Genomic DNA, 20,334 nt, shown 5'->3' with positions numbered 1-20,334 from the left:
CAAGTCAGAAACGCACGGGATAGGATGGAACGCCCTCCGAACCGCCCTATCCCGCGTGTTTCTCGCTCACGATCCACAATAGAAACGACACGGCGCCCTGCGTGTGACATGACCGCCGAAAGATCTGGCGACACGCTTGGCAGCCGCGAACGTCCTCCCAATGCCCCCCGACCCCTTCTCAAAAAAGACGCTTCCGGAAAATACTGGAGATCACACCGATGTCGCTCGGCACTATCCTTGTCGTCTTGCTCATCATCTTTCTGCTTGGCGGTTTCAGCGGGCGCTTCGGCGGATATGGATACGGCTATGGCCACACCGGCGTCGGTGTGCTGGGCGCGGTCCTGATCATCCTTGTCGTTCTGATGCTGCTGGGCCGGATTTAAATCTTCGCTCACGCGGCTCCGGAACATGGACCCTGTCCAGGCCCCTTCAGGGCGTGAACAGTGTCTCAGTCCACCGCAAACGCGTCTGAAAGCGCCTCACATGACCCCCTTTCAAAATGACCGGCTGAAAACCTTTCTCCTTGCGCTCGCGGCACTTGGCCTGATCGCCGGGATCGCTCTTTTCTATGCCGGCCAGCCTGAACTGGCGGCTCTGGCATGGTCTGCCGGTGTGCTGCCCGTCCTTGCCGCCCTTGTGGTCGAAATCCTGCGCAGCCTGCTGAAAGGCGAGGCCGGGCTCGACATCGTCGCGGCGCTGTCGATGTCAGCAGCGCTTCTGTTCGGTGAACCTCTTGCCGCTTCGGTTGTCGCGCTGATGTATTCGGGTGGCACCTTTCTGGAAAGCTTTGCCGAAGGCCGCGCCCGGCGCGAAATGAGTGATCTGCTCTCGCGTGTACCGCGCACGGCGACCCGGCATCATGACGGGACGCTGGAGGAGGTGCCGCTGGGCGATATCGCGCCGGGCGATCTTCTTCTGATCCGGCAGGGTGATGTAGCGCCGGTAGATGGCACAATCGACGCCGAAACGGCGATGCTCGACCAGTCCGCCCTGACAGGCGAAGCCATGCCCGTCCGCCTGAGCCGCGGCGACGAGGTGATGAGCGGCGCCACCAATGCCGGTGAAGCCTTTGACCTTAGGGTTGCGCGCCGTGCCGATGACAGCACCTATGCCGGCATTGTCCGTCTGGTCGAAACGGCGCAGGCGTCAAAGGCGCCGATGGCCCGGCTTGCCGATCGCTATTCCGTTCTGTTCCTTGTTGTGACCGTTGTGTTGGCGACAGCCGCGTGGTGGTTCACCGGGGATCCCATCCGCGCCGTTGCGGTTCTGGTCGTCGCAACACCCTGCCCGCTTATTCTGGCGGTGCCGGTCGCGCTGGTGGCAGGCCTGTCCCGCGCCGCGCATTTCGGCGTGTTGATCAAGGGCGCCAAACCCCTGGAATCGCTGGCGCGCATCCAGACGCTGATCCTCGACAAGACCGGCACGCTGACCGATGGCCGCCCACAGATTGTGTCAATCACTGTCACAGGTGATCTCTCCGAAGACGAGGTACTGTATTTTGCCGCCGCTCTGGATCAGGCGTCGAAACATCCCATCGCTCAGGCAATCGTTGCGGCGACCCATCTCCGCGGCGTAACCTTGCCAGTGCCCCAGGACGTGATCGAAACCCCCGGCGAAGGTGTGACCGGGCGGATCGATGGTCACAAGGTGGTTGTCGGCGGCGTGGACTTTGTCGCGGCACAGATCGGGGCTGGCGCAAATGACAGCGCGCTTGCGGGCGCCGGGTCAGTTGTGGTGTCGCTGGGCATCGACGGCGTTTTGATGGGGCACATCGTGATGGCCGATGCCCTGCGTTCCGGCACGGCCGACCTGCTGGCCAGCCTGCGCCGTCTTGGAATAACGCGCATTCTTCTGGCGACGGGCGATCGACGCGCGGTGGCAGATGCCGTGACCAAGGGGCTGGGGCTGGACGCCGTCCGTGCTGACCTGACACCCGATCAGAAGGTGCTTCTGGTGCTCAGCGAACGCAAGGACGGCCCGGTCATGATGGTCGGCGACGGGATCAACGACGCGCCCGCGCTTGCCGCTGCCGACATTGGGGTCGCCATGGGTGCGCGCGGCGCTGCGGCCTCTGCCGAGGCGGCGGATGTTGTCCTGCTGGTCGATCAGCTTGACCGCCTTTTGCCCGGAATCGAAATCGCGCAACGCGCGCGCCGGATCGCGTTCCAAAGTGTCGTGGCCGGGATCGGACTGTCGGTGCTGGGCATGATTGCCGCCGCACTCGGTTACCTGACACCTGTGCAGGGTGCGCTTTTGCAGGAAGTGATTGATGTGGCCGTGATCCTGAACGCCCTGCGCGCTTTGCGGATCGTGCCGCGACACCACAAACAGATAAGCAGCCCGTCTGACAGCGCGACCGCAACCGGAGCTTAAAGCGTTTCGGGTTCAACATCAGACAACGAGCATCGGATTTCGCGTTCCACCAAAGGGAGAGACCACAAATATCCGATCCAAGTTTAACCTGACATGCTTTAAAAACCTGCGCACAAGGACAGAATCCCCCGATCACGCCTGCCGAGGTTTGCGCAGTTCAGGCCCTGACCCGCAAACCTCACCCTTTTATGCAGAGCATCGCGCTGTGGTCATGCCACCACACCAAAGAGCATCCCAACCCCTGCAGTCGCCGCCATCGCCAAAGCCCCCCAGAAGGTCACGCGCAGGGCCCCCTTGAAAACACCCGCCCCACCGGCAGAGGCGCCAAGACCCCCAAGAACAGACAGCGCGACAAGCGTGGTCAGCGCCACAACCAGCGTGATCTGCGCCACCGGTGCCAGCATCGCGATGAGCAGCGGCACAACAGCGCCCAGCGCAAAGGTGACGGCAGACACCAGTGCGGCCTGAACCGGATGGGCGGTCACCGTCTCGGATATGCCAAGCTCGTCACGCGCATGCGCGCCCAGCGCATCTTTTTTCGTCAGCTGGATCGCCACCTGCCGGGCAAGGGTTTCGTCCAGCCCGCGCGCCACATAGATGCCTGTCAGTTCGTCCAGCTCAGCCTCCGGCATCTCCTCCAGCTCTTTTGTCTCGCGCGCGAGGTCGGCCTGTTCCGCATCGGTCTGCGAACTGACCGAAACATATTCACCGGCAGCCATCGACATCGCGCCGGCCACCAGCCCGGCAAGACCCGCGATCAGGATCTCGGGGCGGGCAGATCCCGCTGCCGCCACCCCCACAACAAGGCTCGCGGTCGAGACAAGGCCATCGTTCGCCCCAAGGACGGCGGCGCGCAGCCAGCCGATGCGATGGACCATGTGGGTTTCGGAATGCGTCATGCGGCTCATGTGGGATGTCCTGTCACTTGATTGGGTGCGGCACCGCGTCATACGCAGTTTCCAGAGCCGTCGGATGCTGTCTATCATGCCTGCCGGGCGGCATATGTTGCCCATGTTGGTGCGCCCTGACGCCTGGGCCCATTTGGCCCCTGCGGCTCAGACGGGATCGGGTACAGCGGCATCGCCAAACAACCGCCCGACACCGATACTTCGCACACCCCCGACGCCATCGCGCAGCAGAAACAGCGCGTCAAGCCCCCGTTCCCGCGCCAGTGTCCCACCCGCCTCGACACCCAGCACCATCAGCGCAGTCGCCCAGGCGTCGGCCTCTGCACAGCTGCGCGCCACGACGGTGACCGATGCAGGCGCATCCACCAAAGGTGCCCCCCGCGCCGGGCTCATCGTATGCGACAGGCGTCGCCCCTGCACCTCGACCCAGTGGCGATAATCGCCCGAGGTTGCCACAGCCGCCTCTTCCAGCGCCAGCACGGAATGGGGGGCACGGCGGTCGGCATCCGGCGCCTCAACCGCAATGGCCCAGGGCGTGCCATCCGGCCTCAGCCCCATTCCGCGCATCTCTCCGTCGATGCCGACAAGGGCCGCGCCGATCCCGAAACCGGCCAGCGTTTCGGCCAGCCGATCAGTGCCATAGCCCTTGGCGATCCCGTTGAGGTCAAGCGCAACCGGCGCGCGTTTGCAGACCCGGCCCAGCACGGTGTCCAGATCCAGAACCTCATGCGCAGGCTTGCGCGCCGTGGCCATGGCGGCCCGGATGGCGTCGGGCATGGCGGCCTGCGGCCCGAATCCCCAGGCGGTCACGACATCCCCCATGGTGATGTCAAATGCCCCACCCGACGCCCTGCCGATGTCCAGGCCCAGCCGCAGGACCTCCATCAACAGCGGTGGCACACTAACCCACTCTCCAACCGGTGCCCCATTCAGACGCATCAGATCACTGTTGGCGTTCCAGGTGGACATCTGTGCATCCACCTCATCCACCGCCGCCTGAAGAGCCATTTCTACCGGCGCGGGGTCAAACTGTGGCGCGGCAAAAATCATCGCCGACCACCGCGTTCCCATCGTTGCCCCGTTCAGCGCGTGGCGCACAAGATCAGTAGACATCTTCGACATACCGTCCCTCTGCTTTCAGTGTCATGGGCGAAAGCCCCATGGGGCTCAGAATATCGGCCAGCGCATCAGCGACCCCGGCGGCCATGTCACGGCCACCGCAAACCATCACCCGCGCCCCGCCCCGGATCAGCGCCACAACCTGTGCCCGCTCACCGCGCAGCGCGTCCTGCACGTAATGGGGGCTGGTCCCGCGCGACACCGCCGTCGCCAGCTTGCAAAGCCGCCCGCTGGCCTGCCAGTCGATCATATCCGCGCCATACAGAAAGTCACTTTCGGGGCGGCGCATCCCAAAGAACAGATGGATGGGCCGCCGCTGCCCATTGGCCCGGATAAAGCCCGCCAGCGGGCCGATGCCCGTCCCCGCGCCGATCAGGATCAGTGGCGCACGCCCGCGACCCGCGTGAAAGCTGGGATTGGGACGGCAAAAGGCAGGTACCGTATCCCCAGCTTCCAGCGCCATAAGCTGCCCGGAACACAGACCACCCACGTGTTTTCTGACCACGATCTCAACAAAGCCGTCCCGCCTGGCCGAGGCCAGCGAATAGAACCGTGGCACGGCAGACCCTTCGGGCAGAATGCCCAGCAAATCACCCGCCTGGAACCGCCCGAACCCGCGTCCCGTCAGGCGCTGCCAAAGCGATACCTTCGGAACCGCGAAACGCAGGATGGCAGTGGGGGCCTGCACATCGGCACCATAATCGCGACGCGAGACAAGCGTCAGCGCCCGCGCCTGCGGCAGAACCGGCTGGTGGGATAGCAACAACGTGATCCCCATCGCCTGCCCAAGCGCATGGCCCCAGCGCGCAAAATCCTGCGGCGACTGGCGATCCACGGTGTCATAGGGCACCAGCGGCGCCCACCCCCTCGACACGGCAACATCTGAAACCGCCTGCGCATAGGCGCAATAATCGGGAAAACTGCGGTCCCCGAACCCCAGCACCGAAAGCGACATTGCGCCAACAGCCTCAAGGCGCGAAAGCCGGTCAACAAAACCCTTGGCCGAGGCTGGCGCATCGCCATCGCCATAGGTGGCGGCCAGAACAATGATCCGCTCTGCACTGGAATACCGGTCCGGATCAAAGGCCGACATGGCCGCCACATGGGCGCTCTGTCCCGCGTCGCTCAGTGCCTTGTGCAGCGTCGCGGCAAAACTCCAGGTGCTGCCGCCCTCGCTTCCGACAAGAAGGATGGTGCGCGCGCGCGACGCTGCCTGATTATGGGGGATCCTGGGCCGACCCTGCCTGCGCATCCACCACATCAAAACCCCTGTGACCCCCATCACCGGCACGCCCAGCGCCATCAGCCCCAGCACCAGCCCCAGCGTGGCGGCGCCCTGCCCGGTGTGCAGCATGTAGATGGTTTCCGAAACGCTCTCCCATCCCGTCAGATCGGCCCAGCCCAGCAACGCGCCGGTGCCCTGATCCAGATACCCGGTCCCGCGGTCGATGCTCAGCGTGAACACATCCGATGCATCCCCCGGATAGGGAAAGCTCAGCGCGCGCAGCTCGGCCACCGGGGTCTGAACCAGGGTCTGGCTTGCCGCAAAGACCAGACCGGTTTGCCCGCTCACCTCTGCCGGCATGGCCGCAACAGAGGTCTCGGCAGGCAAAAGATCAAAGGTCGACGCCGTCATCCAAAGCGCCGTAACCGAAGACAGGGCAAGACCCACAACAGCCACGCGGGCAATCTCGACATGCAGCCGTGCGGACAGCGGGCCGCGCAGGGGCGCAAACCAGCGCCGCACACCACCGGCGCGGCGCGCAACAAGCAGTGCGCCCGACAGCGCCAGAACCAGCATCGCCGCCGCACCCACCGCCATGACGATCCGTCCGGTATCGTCCAGAAACAGCGACCGGTGCAGGTTTGTCAGCCAGCGTTCGATCTGGTTCGGATCTGCCGACCCCACGCCCTGTCCCGTCGCGGGATCAATGACCGCAGACCCAGGCGTGCCAGCGTCGAACCAGTAGGCGGTGATTTTTCCCGACGGCGCGCGCTTGATCTGCTCGACCCCCGGATAGGTGTTTTCGATGCGCTTGGCGAGGTCGGCCACACTCAGCCCGGCCTCGGCCTGCGGCGCCGACAGGCGTTCTGCCATCGGAAAGACCGACAGCGCCGCGCCGCTGAGCGCAAGCACGGTCACAATGACCAGAGCCAGAAGACCCGGCCAGCGATGAAGAGCACGGATCATGGCCCTGTCTCCTTACATTTTATAGGTGAAATCAGCGATGTAGCGGCGCCCGGCGACCGGAGTGCCCGCACCGGCGGTGCTCAGCGGTACGGCAACCTCGTTCGGGCTTTCGCGCATATCTTCGACTGCGGCGTCGATATGCAGGGTATAACCTGCATCAAACAGCGCATCGGCCAGATCCAGCGTGATGTTCAGCGTGCGCCCCGCGCCAACACTGGCACCCGTGATGCCGTTGACCTGGGCGGTGTCACCGCCGGTTGCCCGATACCAGTCGGTCATGTGCTTGTAATATTTTGATTTTCCCCCGGCCATCCACAGGCTTCCGGCATAGGCCCCGGTCGGGTCGGTCACGTAAAGCGCAAGGTAAGCGCCATCGCCGCCGTAGTTGGTCAATGTCGTGGTCATCGTGACGGGCCGCGCCATGGCAATGGCGGGCAGGGTCAGCGCAGTGGTCATCGCGAGGGCTGCAAGTATGGATTTCATGTCGGTTTCCTTAAGAGGAGGGCTGGGCTGGAGGATATGCCGCGGCGAAGCAGTCTGCGCCGCAGCAGGTTGGTATTCAGTTCACCTGGACCTTTGGCGGCGCACCATTGCCGAAAAGACCGTTCTGCGGCGGGGCGACCGTTCCTGCCGGGGCAGGATTGCTTGCCCCGTTGCAACCGCCGTCATCCTCTTCGCAATCGTCGTCTTCCTCGTCGTCGTCGTCGTCACCAAAACGGAAAAAGCCGCGCGATTCGTGGTCATCGTCACCACTGGCCAGGACCATCGGCGCCGCGTCCCGGTTCATTTCGAACACGGAGGCAAAGAGGCGGCTGCCCTCATCGCCCACAGCGTCTGTGGCGCTCCACGCGGGCAGGCCCATGCCTGCTGCTAACGCGGTCGAGGCGACAAGACGGGTCAAAGTCTTTCTCATGGCAGGGTCTCCTTTTTTTCTGCTGGGGCTTATCTGCGCCTGCGACCTGATGCCTTCCTGACAGTACGGCGCGCGTCTCTTCAGCCTGCCGTAAGGAAAAAAAGGCCCCGCCGTTTCGGGCGGGGCCAGTGCAGCCGAAGGGACATTTTCGGCCGGGGGGGAAACTCAGGCTCGCGCGAAGGCGACAATTGGACTCTGCGCAACATCAACACAGACGGGCGATGACACTCTGTCTGTGCCCTCTGGCAATCGCTTTTCGGGCAATGTTGCCTGCCCAATTGCAACCGGACGGCCAGCCTGGCCTCTGAACTTTTGCACACAACGATCGCGGCGGCGCCAACCTGCGTCAGTCCTCATATTCGATCTCGATCACCTGAAGCGTTGCGGGTTGCACCGTCACCTCGATCCGGCGCCCTGACGCGTCTCGGCCATCAATCTGATAGCAGCCGTCGTCGATCTTGATCCGGCGCACCGACCAGCCCTGCTCTGCGGCAAGGCGCGCGACGGCCTCCCGTGGTTGCCAGTTCGCCATCGGGACAAAACAGTCTTCTTCCGCCTGCGCCGCCCCCGTCTGAAGGGCCAGGAGAAAGGCGAGCATTGTCAGTGTCTTCTTCATACGCCAAACTCCGGAGTGCGATTATCTTGCACAGACCTTGCACGTCAAAGCTGACAGCAGCCTGAAGCGCGCCCTGCAAAGGCGTCAGCAAGAGGTCAGAAAAAGCGAACAAGAGATGTCCCCGCAACCAAGGGAATAAAGACGCCATGCGCATACTGCTGATCGAGGATGACACGGTACTGGGCGCTGCGGTGCGCGACCAGATCGCCGGGGACGGCCAGTCCGTCGACTGGGTCACGCGGCTGGATGCGGCGGGGGATGCCATGCATGGCACATCCTACGATCTTGTTCTGCTGGATCTCATGCTGCCGGATGGCCGGGGCATCGGGTTTCTGAAAACCCTGCGCGCGCGGGGCGACGTGACGCCGGTGATCATCCTGACCGCACTGGACCAGATCTCGGACCGGATCGAAGGGCTGAATGCCGGCGCCGACGACTATCTCGTGAAACCGTTTGACCTCGCCGAACTGTCTGCGCGGATAGGATCGGTCGCGCGCCGGTATTCCGGCAATCCCAACCCGATCATCAGCCACGGCGCGCTTGACATCGACATCGCCTCGCGCTCGATCCACCGCGACGGCAAACCGGTGCAGCTGACCGCCCGCGAATGGGCCCTGTTTGACGCCTTCCTGTCGCGTCCCGGCCAGCTTCTGTCCAAGGCCCAGCTTGAAGAAAAACTTTACGCCTTCGGCTCCGAGATCGAAAGCAACACGATCGAGGTGCATGTCAGCCGCCTGCGCAAGAAACTGGGGGCCCCGGTGATCGAAACCGAACGCGGCATGGGCTACCGCCTGGGCACACCATGAGGCTGCCGCGCAGCCTTCAGGTCCGGCTTGGCCTGTCCCTGGGCCTGCTGCTGACGCTGCTGTGGATCACCGCCGCCTCTGTCACCGCCGTCATCCTGCGCCATGAAATGGACGAGGTGTTCGATTCCGCCCTGCAGGAAACCGCGCAACGCATCCTGCCACTTGCTGTTGTGGACATTGTCGGACGTGATCAGGATGGTACAAACCAGCGGCTCGGCGCGCTGCGCGATCACAAGGAATTCTTCACCTACATCGTGCGCGACGCGCAGGAACGCATTCTGCTGCAATCGCATTCCGCGGACCCGACGGTATTCCCGGCCTATGACGGGCCCGGTTTTCGACAGACAGCGACCCACAGGCTCTATAATGACGACGCGGTACAAGGCAGCATCCGCATCACGATTGCCGAACCGCTGGAGCATCGGGCAGAGGTCGCCCGCGACATCCAGATCGGGCTTGGCTTGCCGCTTCTCTTCGTGATTCCTGTGACTCTTCTGGCCATCGTGCTTGCGGTGCGTGCCAGCCTTGCCTCTCTGCGGCGCTTTCGCGAAAGGCTAGAGGCGCGCAATGCCCGCGATCTGTCGCCCGTTCCGGCCGAGGATATCCCACTCGAAATTGTTCCTGTCGCCGCGACCCTGAACCGGCTGCTGGGCGGGTTGAACGCCGCGTTCGAGGCCGAGCGTACCTTTGCCGCCAATGCCGCGCACGAATTGCGCACCCCGCTTGCCGGCGCCATCGCACAGGCCCAGCGCCTGCAGTCCGAAACCGCAGACCCCGCCGCCCGCGCCCGTGCGCGTGATATCGAGGCGACGCTCAAACGGCTCACGCGCCTGTCCGAACGCCTGATGCAGCTTGCCCGCGCCGAAGGTGCCCGCCTGCGTCTGGACCGGACTTCAGACCTGCGCCCCGTGATCCGGCTTGTCATCGACGACATGACCCGCACCACGGCGCCAGGACGCATCGCGCTGACGCTGCCGGACCGCCCCGTGATGTCCGACCTTGATCCGGACGCATTTGGCATCCTGTGCCGCAATCTTGTCGACAACGCGCTGCGACACGGCCTGGACGACACCGCGACAGAGGTGGCGCTGGGCGAAGACGGGACATTGCGCGTCTCAAACGACGGCCCGGTGATCCCTCCCGAAACGCTCGCCAACCTGACCGCCCGGTTTGAACGCGCCGGATCGCGCGCAGGGGGCAGCGGGCTTGGCCTTGCCATCGTCGCTGCGATTGCCGAACGCATCGGATCCCCGCTGCTTCTGAAATCCCCACGCTCCAACGCCACCTCGGGCTTTGAAGCGGTCATCTCCCTCCCGACAGAACAACAGGATACACTGCCTGCGCATGCACTCCCGCCGGGGCCCTGACCCCGCAGAACACTCCAGGGGCGCTTGACACCACTCACATATATCCATAATTCTGGATATATGGATAAGATGACCGCCCTCAGCGCCTTTGCCGCCCTCAGCCAGCCGACCCGGCTTGATGTGTTCCGCCTGCTGATCAAGGCCGGCGATGTTGGGATGTCTGCCGGGGACATCAGTCAATCGCTTGATGTGCGTCAGAACACGATGTCTGCCAACCTCTCGATCCTGAATCGCGCCGGTCTGATTCGTAACGCGAGGGAAGGCCGCAGCATCCGCTACTATGCCAATATGGACGGCATGCGCGGCTTGCTCGCCTTCCTGATGGAAGATTGTTGCGGCGGGCGGCCAGAATTGTGCCAGCCCGTCATAAATGAACTCGCCTGTGCCTGTTAGGACGTCATCATGACCGATACCTCACCTCCCGCCGCGGCAGGCCTTGGAACCTTTGAACGCTGGCTTTCCCTCTGGGTCGCGCTTGCCATCGGCGCGGGGCTTTTGCTTGGCAATCTGCTCCCCGGGCTGTTCGCCGCCCTAGCCGCGCTGGAAATCGCTTCGGTCAACCTGCCGGTCGCGGTGCTGATCTGGGCGATGGTCTATCCGATGATGGTGGGTGTGGATTTCGGCGCCCTCCGTCAGGTCGGTGACAAACCCAAGGGGCTCGTCGTGACGGTTGTCGTGAACTGGCTGATCAAGCCTTTCACCATGGCCGCTTTAGGCGTGCTCTTCTTCAACTACGTTTTCGCAGGCCTGATTCCCCGGGACGATGCTCAGGCCTATCTCGCGGGCGTGATCCTGCTCGGCGCGGCGCCCTGCACGGCGATGGTGTTCATCTGGTCCAACCTCACGCGGGGCGATGCGACCTATACGCTGGTTCAGGTCAGCCTGAATGATGTCATCATGATCTTCGCCTTTGCGCCCATCGTGGCCTTTCTGCTGGGCGTGACGGATATCGTCGTGCCCTGGGACACGCTGATGATTTCAGTCGGCCTGTACGTCATGCTGCCCCTGCTGGCCGGATATCTGACACGCCGCACCTTGATCACAAACGGCGGCGAGCGGGCAGTCGACGCCTTCAAATCCCGCGTACAGCCGTTTTCTGTCATCGGGCTGCTGGTGACCGTGGTGCTGCTCTTCGGCTTTCAGGGCGAGGTTATCCTGAACAACCCTTTGATCATTGCGCTGATCGCCGTTCCCTTGCTGATCCAGTCCTACGGCATCTTCTTCCTCGCCTATGGCGCGGCGCGGGCCTGGGGCATCCCGTTCAATATCGCGGCCCCCTGCGCACTGATCGGCACCTCCAACTTCTTTGAACTGGCCGTCGCCGTCGCGATCAGCCTGTTTGGGCTCGGTTCGGGCGCGGCGCTTGCAACCGTTGTCGGAGTTCTGGTCGAAGTACCGGTAATGCTGTCCCTCGTCGCCTTTGCCAACCGAACACAACACTGGTTTCCCGACCACAGAGGTTCCTCATGACCATCGTCATTCACCACAACCCGGGCTGCGGCACCTCGCGCAACGTGCTTGCGATCATCGCCGCGTCCGGCGAGACGCCTGTGGTCATCGACTATCTGCAAACCGGCTGGACGCGCCCGCAGCTGCTGGCCCTGTTCGCCGCCGCCGGACTGACGCCCCGCACAGCGTTGCGGACGACAAAATCCCCAGCCGAAGAACTTGGCCTCCTCGATGCGTCGGTGGATGATGAGACGCTGCTTGCCGCCATGCTCGACCACCCCGTTCTGGTCAACCGCCCCATCGTCTGTTCGCCCAAGGGCGTCAGGCTCTGCCGCCCCAGCGAATTGGTGCTGGATCTTCTCGACAACCTGCCGCCGGGTCCTATGGCCAAAGAGGATGGCACACCCCTGATCGACACAAAAGGAAACCGCATTGGCTGATACCCCGAATCTTGATCAGGCGCATTTCAGGCCGATCGACACGAACCAACTTTTGTCGCCTGTGCGGGCCACACATGCCCCGCGCATCCTGCTGCTTTACGGCTCGTTGCGCGAACGCTCTTTCAGTCGGCTCATGACCGAAGAAGCAGCGCGCATCCTCACGCAGTTTGGCGCGCAAACCCGCACCTTCAGCCCCTCTGGCCTGCCCCTGCCCGATGACGCGGACGCCGATCACCCCAAGGTGCAGGAGCTGCGCGATCTGGTCACATGGTCCGAAGGCATGGTCTGGTGCTCGCCCGAACGCCACGGTGCCATGACCGGCATCATGAAGACCCAGATCGACTGGATTCCCCTGTCCCTCGGCGGCGTGCGCCCGACACAGGGCAAGACGCTGGCGGTGATGCAGGTCAGCGGCGGATCACAAAGCTTCAACGCCGTGAACCAGCTGCGCATCCTGGGGCGCTGGATGCGTCTTCTGACCATCCCGAACCAGTCCTCCACCCCAAAGGCGTTTCTGGAATTCGACGATGCAGGCCGGATGAAACCCTCGCCCTTTTACGATCGGATGGTGGATGTCATGGAGGAACTGATGAAATTCACCCTGCTCACCCGAGACAACAAGGCCTGCCTGCTGGACCGCTACAGCGAACGGAAAGAAAACGCCGCAGAGCTGTCGGAAAGGGTAAATCAGACATCGATATGATCGCGGTCCCGGGTGCAACACCGTTTGGTTTCAGGCGGCCTCAGCGGCCTGCCTGCAACCGCGCTGACATAGTCAAATATTGCGCAGTCCGACGCCAACGCGACGAGACACGCACCAAAGCCTCCCCATCGCCAGCATCAAGGATCGCGGCGGATTCGCAGCACAAACAGGTGTCATCCCCGCCTTTACAGGATGACCAACCGGGGCCCGCAGACACAGCACTCGACAATCCCCGGCATTTTCCGTGTTTTGGCCGCCAGAGCCTTACAATTTGGTAAGAACCCGGGATCTAATGTTCTGGCTCATTTACAGATGGCCCCACCTTACCGTACCAGCCAAGTGATCCCGCATCCCTGAATGGGCCGAGGCCAGGATAATGACACTGCCAGATTTGAATACTCTCCGGCGCATCTTGCCAATCGCCCTTGGTGTCGCCCTGTTCGGGCTAGGTGTTTTCGCACTCGTTCACCTGATGCACAGCCTCGATCCCGCCACGGTCCTCGCTCAGATGAAATCGACCCCACCAAACGCCTTGCTGCTGGCCGTCGCAGCAACCGCTGTCGGTTATGCCGCTCTGGTCGGATATGACGCTCTGGCGCTGCAGTTTATCGCAAAACCGCTTCCGGCGCGCATCGTCGCCCTTGGCGGCTTTCTGGGGTATGCCTTTGGCAACACCATCGGGGTCAGCATCGTTTCCGGCGGCGCGATCCGATACCGGATCTATTCGGCCTTCGGGCTCGATGCCTTTCAGGTGGCCGCCGTTTCGGGCTACATCGCCGCCGCTCTGGGCACGGGACTGACCCTGATCGGCCTTGGCGCGCTCAGCCTGCATCCCTGGGTCGTGTCGCAGCTGGTCCCCTTTTCCCCGGGTCAGGTGCGCTTTGGCGCGCTGGCGCTCCTGTTTGGCGCGCTTGGCCTGATCCTGTTTCTGTCTGTCGGGCGGCACCGCCTGCGCCTGTGGCGCATGGATCTGCATCTGCCGGGACCGCGCAGCCTGGCCGCGCAGCTTGTCATCACCCTGATCGATGTGGCGGCGGCCGCCTTTGCGCTCTGGATCCTGATGCCTGCGGGGACCCCCCCTTTCGCATCCTTTATCGCGATCTATGCCATCGCCACGATGGTTGGCATCCTGTCGCACGTGCCGGGCGGCATCGGTGTCTTTGAAACCGTCGTGATCGGGACCCTGCCGCAAGGCATCGCTGTCAGCGATGCAGCGGCGGCGCTGGTCCTGTTCCGCATCCTCTATTACCTGCTGCCCTTTGCTCTCGGCTTCATCATCGTCTCGGTGAACGAGGCCCGCCTTGCCGGCGGCATGATGAGCCGCATCGCAGGCCGCATTCCGGCCTCTTCTCGCCCCGCGATCGAGGCGGTGCATGGCTTTGCCCCCTCTATTGCGGCGCTGGTGACATTCGGGTTCGGGGCCTATCTGCTTCTTGTGTCTCTGATCCCCTCGGTGCGCGAAAGCGCGATGGTCGAAGGTGAATTCGTCGCCGCCCTGCTGATCGAAGGCGGCACTCTGCTCTCGGCAATGCTTGGTGTCGTGCTTCTGATCCTGTCGCATGGTCTGGCGCGCCGGATCAGGGCGGCATTCCTGCTGACGCTTGCGGCGCTGGCGGGCGGCGCCTGCGCGGCACTTCTGAACAATCTCGATCTTGAAACTGCGACACTGCTTCTGGCGGGTGCACTGCTCTTGCTGCCCTTCGCACGCGGTTTCCCACGGCAGGCCAAGCTGACAGATGCGGTCTTCAGCCCGGGCTGGTTTATCCTCGTGCTGGGTGTTGTTCTGGCCGCTTTGACCTTCTTTCTCATGTATCGCACCACGCCCTATTCCAACGATCTCTGGACGGAAATTGCCCATGGCGCCAACACGCCGCGTGCCCTGCGTGCGGGGCTTCTTGCCTCCGCCCTGCTGCTGATCTTTGCCGTTTTCAACGCCTTGCGTCCGGTGCGGCGCAAACCGGTCTCCGCGCAAGAGGACGGTGTGCTAGAGCAGGTCAGCACAATCCTGAACAAGTCGGGGCATCCTCATGCCTGTGTGGCGCTTTCGGGCGACAAACAGTTCCTGTTCTCCGAATCAGGCGCGTCCTTCCTGATGTATGCGGTAAAGGGCGGGCGCTGGGTCGCACTCTCTGATCCCGTGGGCGACACGGCCGAATTTACGGATCTGTGCTGGTCCTTCATCGACCTCGCGCGCGGGGCAAGCGCGCAGCCCGTGTTTTATGAGGTCAGCGCTGACAATCTGGCGATCTATGTCGAACTGGGACTGGGCCTGCACAAGATCGGTGAAGAGGCCGTTGTCGCACTCGACACCTTCAGCCTGAGCGGATCGAGCTTCAAGTCGATGCGTGCGGCCCATAACAAGCGCCAGCGCGAGGGATTGTCGATGACCATCGCCCTGCCCCCCCATGATGACGCCGTGATGCGTGACCTGCAGGCGGTGTCCCAAAGCTGGCTTGGCGGGAAGTCGGGGTTTGAAAAAGGCTTTTCTGTCGGGCGGTTCGATCCGGCCTATCTGGACCGTTTCCCGATTGCGCTGGTGCGCCGCGACGGGCGCATCCTGGCCTTTGCAAGTATCCTCGCACCGGGCGACGGCAGCCGCGTTGCCATCGACCTCATGCGCTACCTGCCGGACGAAGCGTCGGGCATGATGGAATTCCTGTTCCTGTCCCTGATCGAACATTATCGAGATGCGGGTGCCTTGGAACTCAGCCTTGGCGTGGCGCCGCTGGCGGGCCTCTCGTCACGCTCCGTCGGCCGGATGTGGAGCAGGGTCGGACGCTTCATCTACCGCCACGGCGGCGCCTTTTACAATTTCGAAGGCCTGCGCGCCTTCAAGCAGAAATTCCGCCCAGACTGGCGGCCCAGGTACATCGTTGTCGCCCCCGGCCTGTCGCCCACACGCGCCATGGCCGACGTCGCCCTGCTCATCGCGGGCGGACCGCGCGGATTGATCGGAAAATAGACAAAGCGCGGTCACGAATGCTCAGACCTTTCCCCAACCGCTCAGCACCACTGACGCGGCTGCCCAGAGCATGCCTTGCGCACAGGCCAAAACCAGAGCGCAGCCATACGAAAACCATACGGTTTCCATACGCCTTACATATCGCTAATAAAGCGTGCCGCCATTGATGAATTCGATGTAACGCGACACGCTCCAGCCTCTGCCTTGACCCTGCAATACAGTCATTTTGTTTTCCTTTGACGGCGCCAACGACAGGCCGAAAACACGCACTCCAAAGCCAGACCATCAACCTTTCATCTGGCCTGACCCTACGCAACGGCAAAAGCCGCGCTATCTGTACTGCGAAATGTAACTGGAGTTCGCTATGATCCTCTACGCCCTCACCGCCGTCATTTTCCTTGTCATTGATGCGGTCATGCTGACCCTCGTGATGAAGCCGCTCTTTACCCGCCATCTGGGTGACGCGATGCGTGACAGTCCGATGATGGCCCCGGCAGGTCTGTTTTATCTGGCCTATGTTGCCGGCCTGGTGTTCCTCGTCTCAGCGCCCGCGCTGCGCGACGCGGCGCCGGGACGGGCGGCGCTGCACGGCGCGGTTATCGGGGCAATGGCTTATGGCACCTATGAATTCACCTCGATGTCAATCATGAAGAACTGGTCTTGGGCGATGGTTGTCACCGACACGACCTGGGGCGCGGTGCTGACAGGCTTCGCCGCTTGGGCGGGTGTCATGCTGATGATCCGCTTCCAAGGCTGATGCACCTGTCAGACTGACGGCACTGCTGCAATTCGGGCTTGTCACTCCATCGGGCTTTACAAAAGGCTTGATGAACAAAAAAGCGGCCGCCGGGGAAAAACTGCTTCAGGAGTGGGCCTCGCAGCTCACAAACCCGCCCTGAACGCTGCGAGGTCAGGAATACTGTCCAACTCCTCAAAGAGGCTGTGCAACAATATCTTTCAAATGGCGGAACAAACACACAGCTCAGCGCGTTAGGCAGCATGACTTAAACAGGAGACCGCTATGACCAGCCGCCTGACTCGCATTATTGCCCTTATGATGTTGCTGCCCGTCGTCTCCGGTTGCGCCGCAGCCGCAGTAGGTGCTGCCGGAGCCATCGTTGCCGACGAAGTAGCAGAAGATAACGGCAACGACCTGTTCTGATGCACGCAGCGATACGCATCGTTCTCGCCCTTACCCTGCTGGCAGGCTTGACCGCCTGTGAGGCAGGCAAAGGCTTCGTTCAGGACAGCGAGAACTTGGGCCAAGCAGTTTCAAAAGAACTGAACAACTGAATCTTGGCCGGGATTGAATCCCCACGCTGCCGCGAGGCTGGGTTCTCAATCTGACTACCCGCAATATAAATACTTTCATTGCCGCATGTGATCTGCCCTCCTGATGGCACAACATGTGGCTTTGAACTTCTTTTCACTGGCTAGAAAAACCTGTGCCAATGCACATGAAACGATTGGCTTTCTGCAGCTATCGCGCGTTATTCTTGGCGCGTTCTGCCCCGCGACCCCGCTGGTCCAGACCAAAGTTAATCCCGAAAGCGGCCAGTCTTTCAGTGCTCTAGAGAGGGACGAACGCAGCTGCGCAGGATGGGGCGGACATCCGTTAAAGACTATGTTAACCGATTGCAGCAATACTTGCGCTCAATCCAGGACAACTCTCCATGACACTCCCAAATCGTGTTCTTGACCACGCTCGCATTCCAGAGCTCAGCAATCCCTATTTTGGAAAGGTGCGTGACTGTTACGACCTGCCCGGAAACCGCCGCATTCTCATCGCCTCTGACAGAATATCCGCATTCGATCGCATCCTAGCCTCCATTCCGTTCAAAGGGCAGGTCCTGACCCAGACCGCGCGATTCTGGTTTGAGCGCACCGCTGATATTTGCCAGAACCATGTACTCGACTATCCAGACCCCAACGTCGTGCTCGCCAAGAAGCTTGAGATCCTCCCGGTCGAAATCGTGGTGCGCGGATATCTTGCGGGGTCCACCAGCACCTCTATCCTGACACGCTACAAGGCTGGCGAACGGACACTGTACGGTCACAGCTTTCCGGATGGCTTGCGCGACAACGCAAAGCTGCCAACCCCGATCATCACCCCGACCACAAAGGCCTTTGACGGCGGACATGACGCCCCCCTGACCGCAGAAGAAATCCTCTCTCAGGGGCTTCTGACACAAGGCCAGTGGGACAAAGTATCCGCGATATCCTTGGCTCTGTTTGCCCGTGGCCAAGAGATCGCAGCCCAGCGTGGGCTGATCCTTGCGGACACCAAATACGAATTTGGCACGGATGAAGATGGCACAATTGTTCTGGCGGATGAGATTCACACGCCGGACAGTTCCCGCTTCTGGCTGCAGGATGGCTACGAGAAAGCCTTTCAGGATGGCACCCGCCCGCCGTCCTTTGACAAGGATGTCATACGCACCTGGGTCGATGCCAGATGTGATCCCTATCACGACGAACTGCCCGTCATCCCTGCCGATCTGATCGACACGACGGCGCAGGTCTATGTCAAAGCCTTCCAGACAATCACCGGGCAACCTTTTGAACCCGATATCTCTGGTGACACGCCCCTGTCCCGCATCAGAACCAACCTGAGCCGCTATTTCTCCACCCCAGAAGGCTCTGTTGCAAAACTCGGGTGATGGCTGCGGTTTACCTGTCCCCGATGGACTTGTCCCACAGTGTCAGTGACGGGTAACCGTCCACTTCTGCGCCAAGCATTCATCGGGGCAACCCTGAACATCCGCCAAAGTGGGCTGAGACCAAACTGACAGTTCCGAAGCGATAAGGCTGTCTTTTCTAAATGCCACAGCGCGGGCCGCACGATGATCCGGCCGGATGTTCCCGCCCTGCAAGCGCGTTTCCAACTGTCCATCTTATGCCGCACGCGACCAAAGATACGGTGCCGATGTCTGACCCTCAGTGACGTTGGCGCTCTATCCTCTTGACCCGAGCAGTCGGTCAAGTTCGCTTTGCATGCCGTCCACCAGCAAACGGGACTCCGCAGCGCCCGGTGCGCCATTTTCCGGACCATGCAGCCGTGTATCGGCAAGAGGAGAGACGGGCCGGCCGTCCACATGGATTTCATAGTGCAGATGCGGCGCCGTTGAGGTGCCTGTCGATCCCGCACGGCCAATCTCTGCTCCGGCGACCACGCCTTGGCCAACGTGCAAATCTTCGTTCAGAGCACTCAGATGGGCGTAAAGGGTGCTGAGGCCGCCTTCATGCTCCAGCTCGACCAGAAGGCCATAACCGCTGCGCTCGCCCATGAACGCGATCGTGCCGGATTGTGTCGCACTGACGACCGCCCCCTGTTCGGCTGCGAAATCCACGCCGCTGTGCATCCGAACATAGCCATGAATGGGATGCATCCGCGGTCCAAAGGCCGAGCTGAGGCGCGCGCCCCTTATCGGCTGATCGAAGGTCTGAACAAGCAGGCCGTCCTTGAAAATTCTGGTCTGCCGGGACTCGTCATCCGGCCACAGGATTTCATAGCGCCCGTCGGCCAGATCAAGCTGCGCGAAATCTATGGTCGGCTCACCGACCACACGGTCGCCGAACCGGTGTTCCCGCCACAGCAGACGAATGTGCTCACCCCCGACAAGGGCCGTGCGCAGATCGAATGTCCCGGCAAGGATGAGTTCGAGGTCGGTGGCGAATCTGGTCGGAATGCCAGCACCTTCTAATGCCGCATAAATGGAACTTCCGATTTTCGCTTCACCCGCCCGGCGGACGCTGTCGAGGTCGGGCGCCAGCCGCTGGACTGAGGGGGTGGCGCCGAACCTGGCCAGAATGCGGGTGCCCCCTGCGATCTCAAGCGTGGCGGTGCGCGGCACCCCATCGGGGGATGTGGCCAGGGTCAGTCTGTGACCCGGTTTCAGATGGCGCAGGTCAAATTCAGAGCCGATCGCTGCGGTCAAGTCGCGGCTGACGTCCGTATCAAGGCCGGCCTTGGCCAGAAGCTTTGACAGGCTGTCTCCCGCACCCACGACCTGCGTCCAGATCACGGAATCGTCGCTCGGGGCTTGCAGCTCCGCAGGGGGCGCGATTGCGCCGGTTGCGGTTTCGGCAAAAAGATCATCGTCCCCGGATTCGGTGCCTGTCAAGCTGCTGCCACTCTGCGGCTCCGCCGCCGTGCTGTCAGCCGTGGCGATCTGATCTTTTGGTTGGCTGTCCCAGTGCGACGCGACGCCAAGCGCAATGCCGCCAAGGACCAAGAGGGCTGTCCAGTATCTCAGCCTCATCTTTTTCCAACGTCTCTCATTTTATACATCTTCAGACTTGCCTCAACATGCGCACTCCAGAGCTTTGTGGTGTGCAAAGCCGGAATTTGCAACGCAGCTCGATCAACGTCGGCATTTCCTCGCGCTGTCACTCTAACTGAGCTACTCCTCATTTGTTGGGCAGGATCTGACGTGATTTGAGCTATTTTTTGGATCTGCTGATCGACGGGGCTGTGTTACGCAAAC

Annotated in this window: 19 protein-coding genes; 12 read left to right on the top strand and 7 right to left on the bottom strand. The window is 62.1% G+C overall.

All coding sequences use genetic code 11. The features are described 5' to 3' along the window. The first annotated feature begins 218 nt into the window (after positions 1 to 218). Both P775_RS06725 and P775_RS06720 read left to right on the top strand, forming a co-directional pair. Positions 219 to 383, top strand: coding sequence for a DUF3309 family protein (locus tag P775_RS06725; RefSeq protein ID WP_099910260.1), 165 nt, complete (start codon positions 219 to 221; stop codon positions 381 to 383). 100 nt (positions 384 to 483) lie between these two features. Further along, a complete protein-coding gene (locus P775_RS06720) occupies positions 484 to 2,373 on the top strand; it encodes a heavy metal translocating P-type ATPase (protein ID WP_099910259.1) in 1,890 nt (629 codons plus the stop codon). Between the two features lie 209 nt (positions 2,374 to 2,582). Here P775_RS06720 and P775_RS06715 read toward each other — a convergent pair whose 3' ends face one another. The 6 genes from P775_RS06715 to P775_RS06690 all read right to left on the bottom strand — a co-directional run bounded on the left by P775_RS06715 (position 2,583) and on the right by P775_RS06690 (position 8,120). Then, positions 2,583 to 3,281 carry a VIT1/CCC1 transporter family protein gene (locus P775_RS06715; RefSeq protein WP_099910258.1) on the bottom strand — a complete coding sequence of 233 codons (699 nt, stop codon included), beginning with the start codon at positions 3,279 to 3,281 and terminating at the stop codon, positions 2,583 to 2,585. 147 nt (positions 3,282 to 3,428) lie between these two features. Beyond that, on the bottom strand, positions 3,429 to 4,403 hold the full coding sequence (locus P775_RS06710; protein WP_099910257.1) for an FAD:protein FMN transferase: 975 nt from the start codon (positions 4,401 to 4,403) through the stop codon (positions 3,429 to 3,431). After that, positions 4,384 to 6,591 carry a PepSY domain-containing protein gene (locus tag P775_RS06705; protein WP_099910256.1) on the bottom strand — a complete coding sequence of 736 codons (2,208 nt, stop codon included), beginning with the start codon at positions 6,589 to 6,591 and terminating at the stop codon, positions 4,384 to 4,386. Before P775_RS06705 ends, P775_RS06710 begins: the two co-directional genes overlap by 20 nt. 12 nt (positions 6,592 to 6,603) lie before the next feature. Continuing rightward, the gene (locus P775_RS06700) at positions 6,604 to 7,074 is read right to left on the bottom strand and encodes a DUF2271 domain-containing protein (protein ID WP_099910255.1); all 471 of its coding nucleotides are present in this window, start codon (positions 7,072 to 7,074) and stop codon (positions 6,604 to 6,606) included. Positions 7,075 to 7,150: 76 nt separating this feature from the next. Continuing rightward, positions 7,151 to 7,504, bottom strand: coding sequence for a hypothetical protein (locus P775_RS06695; protein WP_099910254.1), 354 nt, complete (start codon positions 7,502 to 7,504; stop codon positions 7,151 to 7,153). 346 nt (positions 7,505 to 7,850) lie between these two features. After that, positions 7,851 to 8,120: a PepSY domain-containing protein gene (locus tag P775_RS06690; RefSeq protein WP_099910253.1), complete on the bottom strand. Its 270-nt coding sequence runs from the start codon at positions 8,118 to 8,120 to the stop codon at positions 7,851 to 7,853. Positions 8,121 to 8,266: 146 nt separating this feature from the next. Between P775_RS06690 and P775_RS06685 the strand changes: the two genes are divergently transcribed. The 10 genes from P775_RS06685 (at position 8,267) to P775_RS06640 (ending at position 18,507) form a co-directional block, all read left to right on the top strand. Further along, positions 8,267 to 8,926 carry a response regulator transcription factor gene (locus tag P775_RS06685; RefSeq protein ID WP_099910252.1) on the top strand — a complete coding sequence of 220 codons (660 nt, stop codon included), beginning with the start codon at positions 8,267 to 8,269 and terminating at the stop codon, positions 8,924 to 8,926. After that, on the top strand, positions 8,923 to 10,293 hold the full coding sequence (locus P775_RS06680) for a sensor histidine kinase (RefSeq protein WP_099910251.1): 1,371 nt from the start codon (positions 8,923 to 8,925) through the stop codon (positions 10,291 to 10,293). Before P775_RS06685 ends, P775_RS06680 begins: the two co-directional genes overlap by 4 nt. Before the next feature lie 60 nt (positions 10,294 to 10,353). Then, positions 10,354 to 10,686 (top strand): ArsR/SmtB family transcription factor, encoded by a 333-nt coding sequence (locus P775_RS06675; RefSeq protein WP_099910250.1) that lies wholly within the window; start codon positions 10,354 to 10,356, stop codon positions 10,684 to 10,686. A gap of 9 nt (positions 10,687 to 10,695) precedes the next feature. Beyond that, positions 10,696 to 11,763 (top strand): ACR3 family arsenite efflux transporter, encoded by a 1,068-nt coding sequence (gene arsB / locus P775_RS06670; protein WP_099910249.1) that lies wholly within the window; start codon positions 10,696 to 10,698, stop codon positions 11,761 to 11,763. Next, positions 11,760 to 12,182 carry an arsenate reductase family protein gene (locus P775_RS06665; RefSeq protein WP_099910248.1) on the top strand — a complete coding sequence of 141 codons (423 nt, stop codon included), beginning with the start codon at positions 11,760 to 11,762 and terminating at the stop codon, positions 12,180 to 12,182. The genes arsB and P775_RS06665 overlap by 4 nt, the downstream gene beginning before the upstream one ends. Then, complete coding sequence (arsH, locus tag P775_RS06660; protein ID WP_099910247.1) at positions 12,175 to 12,885, top strand: arsenical resistance protein ArsH; 711 nt, start codon at positions 12,175 to 12,177, stop codon at positions 12,883 to 12,885. Before P775_RS06665 ends, arsH begins: the two co-directional genes overlap by 8 nt. A 376-nt stretch (positions 12,886 to 13,261) precedes the next feature. Further along, the gene (mprF, locus tag P775_RS06655) at positions 13,262 to 15,847 is read left to right on the top strand and encodes a bifunctional lysylphosphatidylglycerol flippase/synthetase MprF (RefSeq protein ID WP_099910246.1); all 2,586 of its coding nucleotides are present in this window, start codon (positions 13,262 to 13,264) and stop codon (positions 15,845 to 15,847) included. 364 nt (positions 15,848 to 16,211) lie between these two features. Then, a complete protein-coding gene (locus P775_RS06650; RefSeq protein WP_099910245.1) occupies positions 16,212 to 16,604 on the top strand; it encodes a DUF2177 family protein in 393 nt (130 codons plus the stop codon). 264 nt (positions 16,605 to 16,868) lie between these two features. Further along, a complete protein-coding gene (locus P775_RS27955) occupies positions 16,869 to 17,009 on the top strand; it encodes a hypothetical protein (RefSeq protein WP_180287355.1) in 141 nt (46 codons plus the stop codon). Between the two features lie 511 nt (positions 17,010 to 17,520). Beyond that, a complete protein-coding gene (locus P775_RS06640; RefSeq protein ID WP_099910244.1) occupies positions 17,521 to 18,507 on the top strand; it encodes a phosphoribosylaminoimidazolesuccinocarboxamide synthase in 987 nt (328 codons plus the stop codon). Between the two features lie 294 nt (positions 18,508 to 18,801). On the opposite strand, the gene P775_RS06635 is transcribed toward P775_RS06640, so the two are convergent. Further along, on the bottom strand, positions 18,802 to 20,109 hold the full coding sequence (locus P775_RS06635) for a M23 family metallopeptidase (RefSeq protein ID WP_099910243.1): 1,308 nt from the start codon (positions 20,107 to 20,109) through the stop codon (positions 18,802 to 18,804). Between the last annotated feature and the right edge of the window lie 225 nt (positions 20,110 to 20,334).

This window comes from Puniceibacterium antarcticum (assembly GCF_002760615.1).
Taxonomy (GTDB): domain Bacteria; phylum Pseudomonadota; class Alphaproteobacteria; order Rhodobacterales; family Rhodobacteraceae; genus Puniceibacterium; species Puniceibacterium antarcticum.
This window is presented reverse-complemented; position numbering and strand designations above follow the sequence as displayed.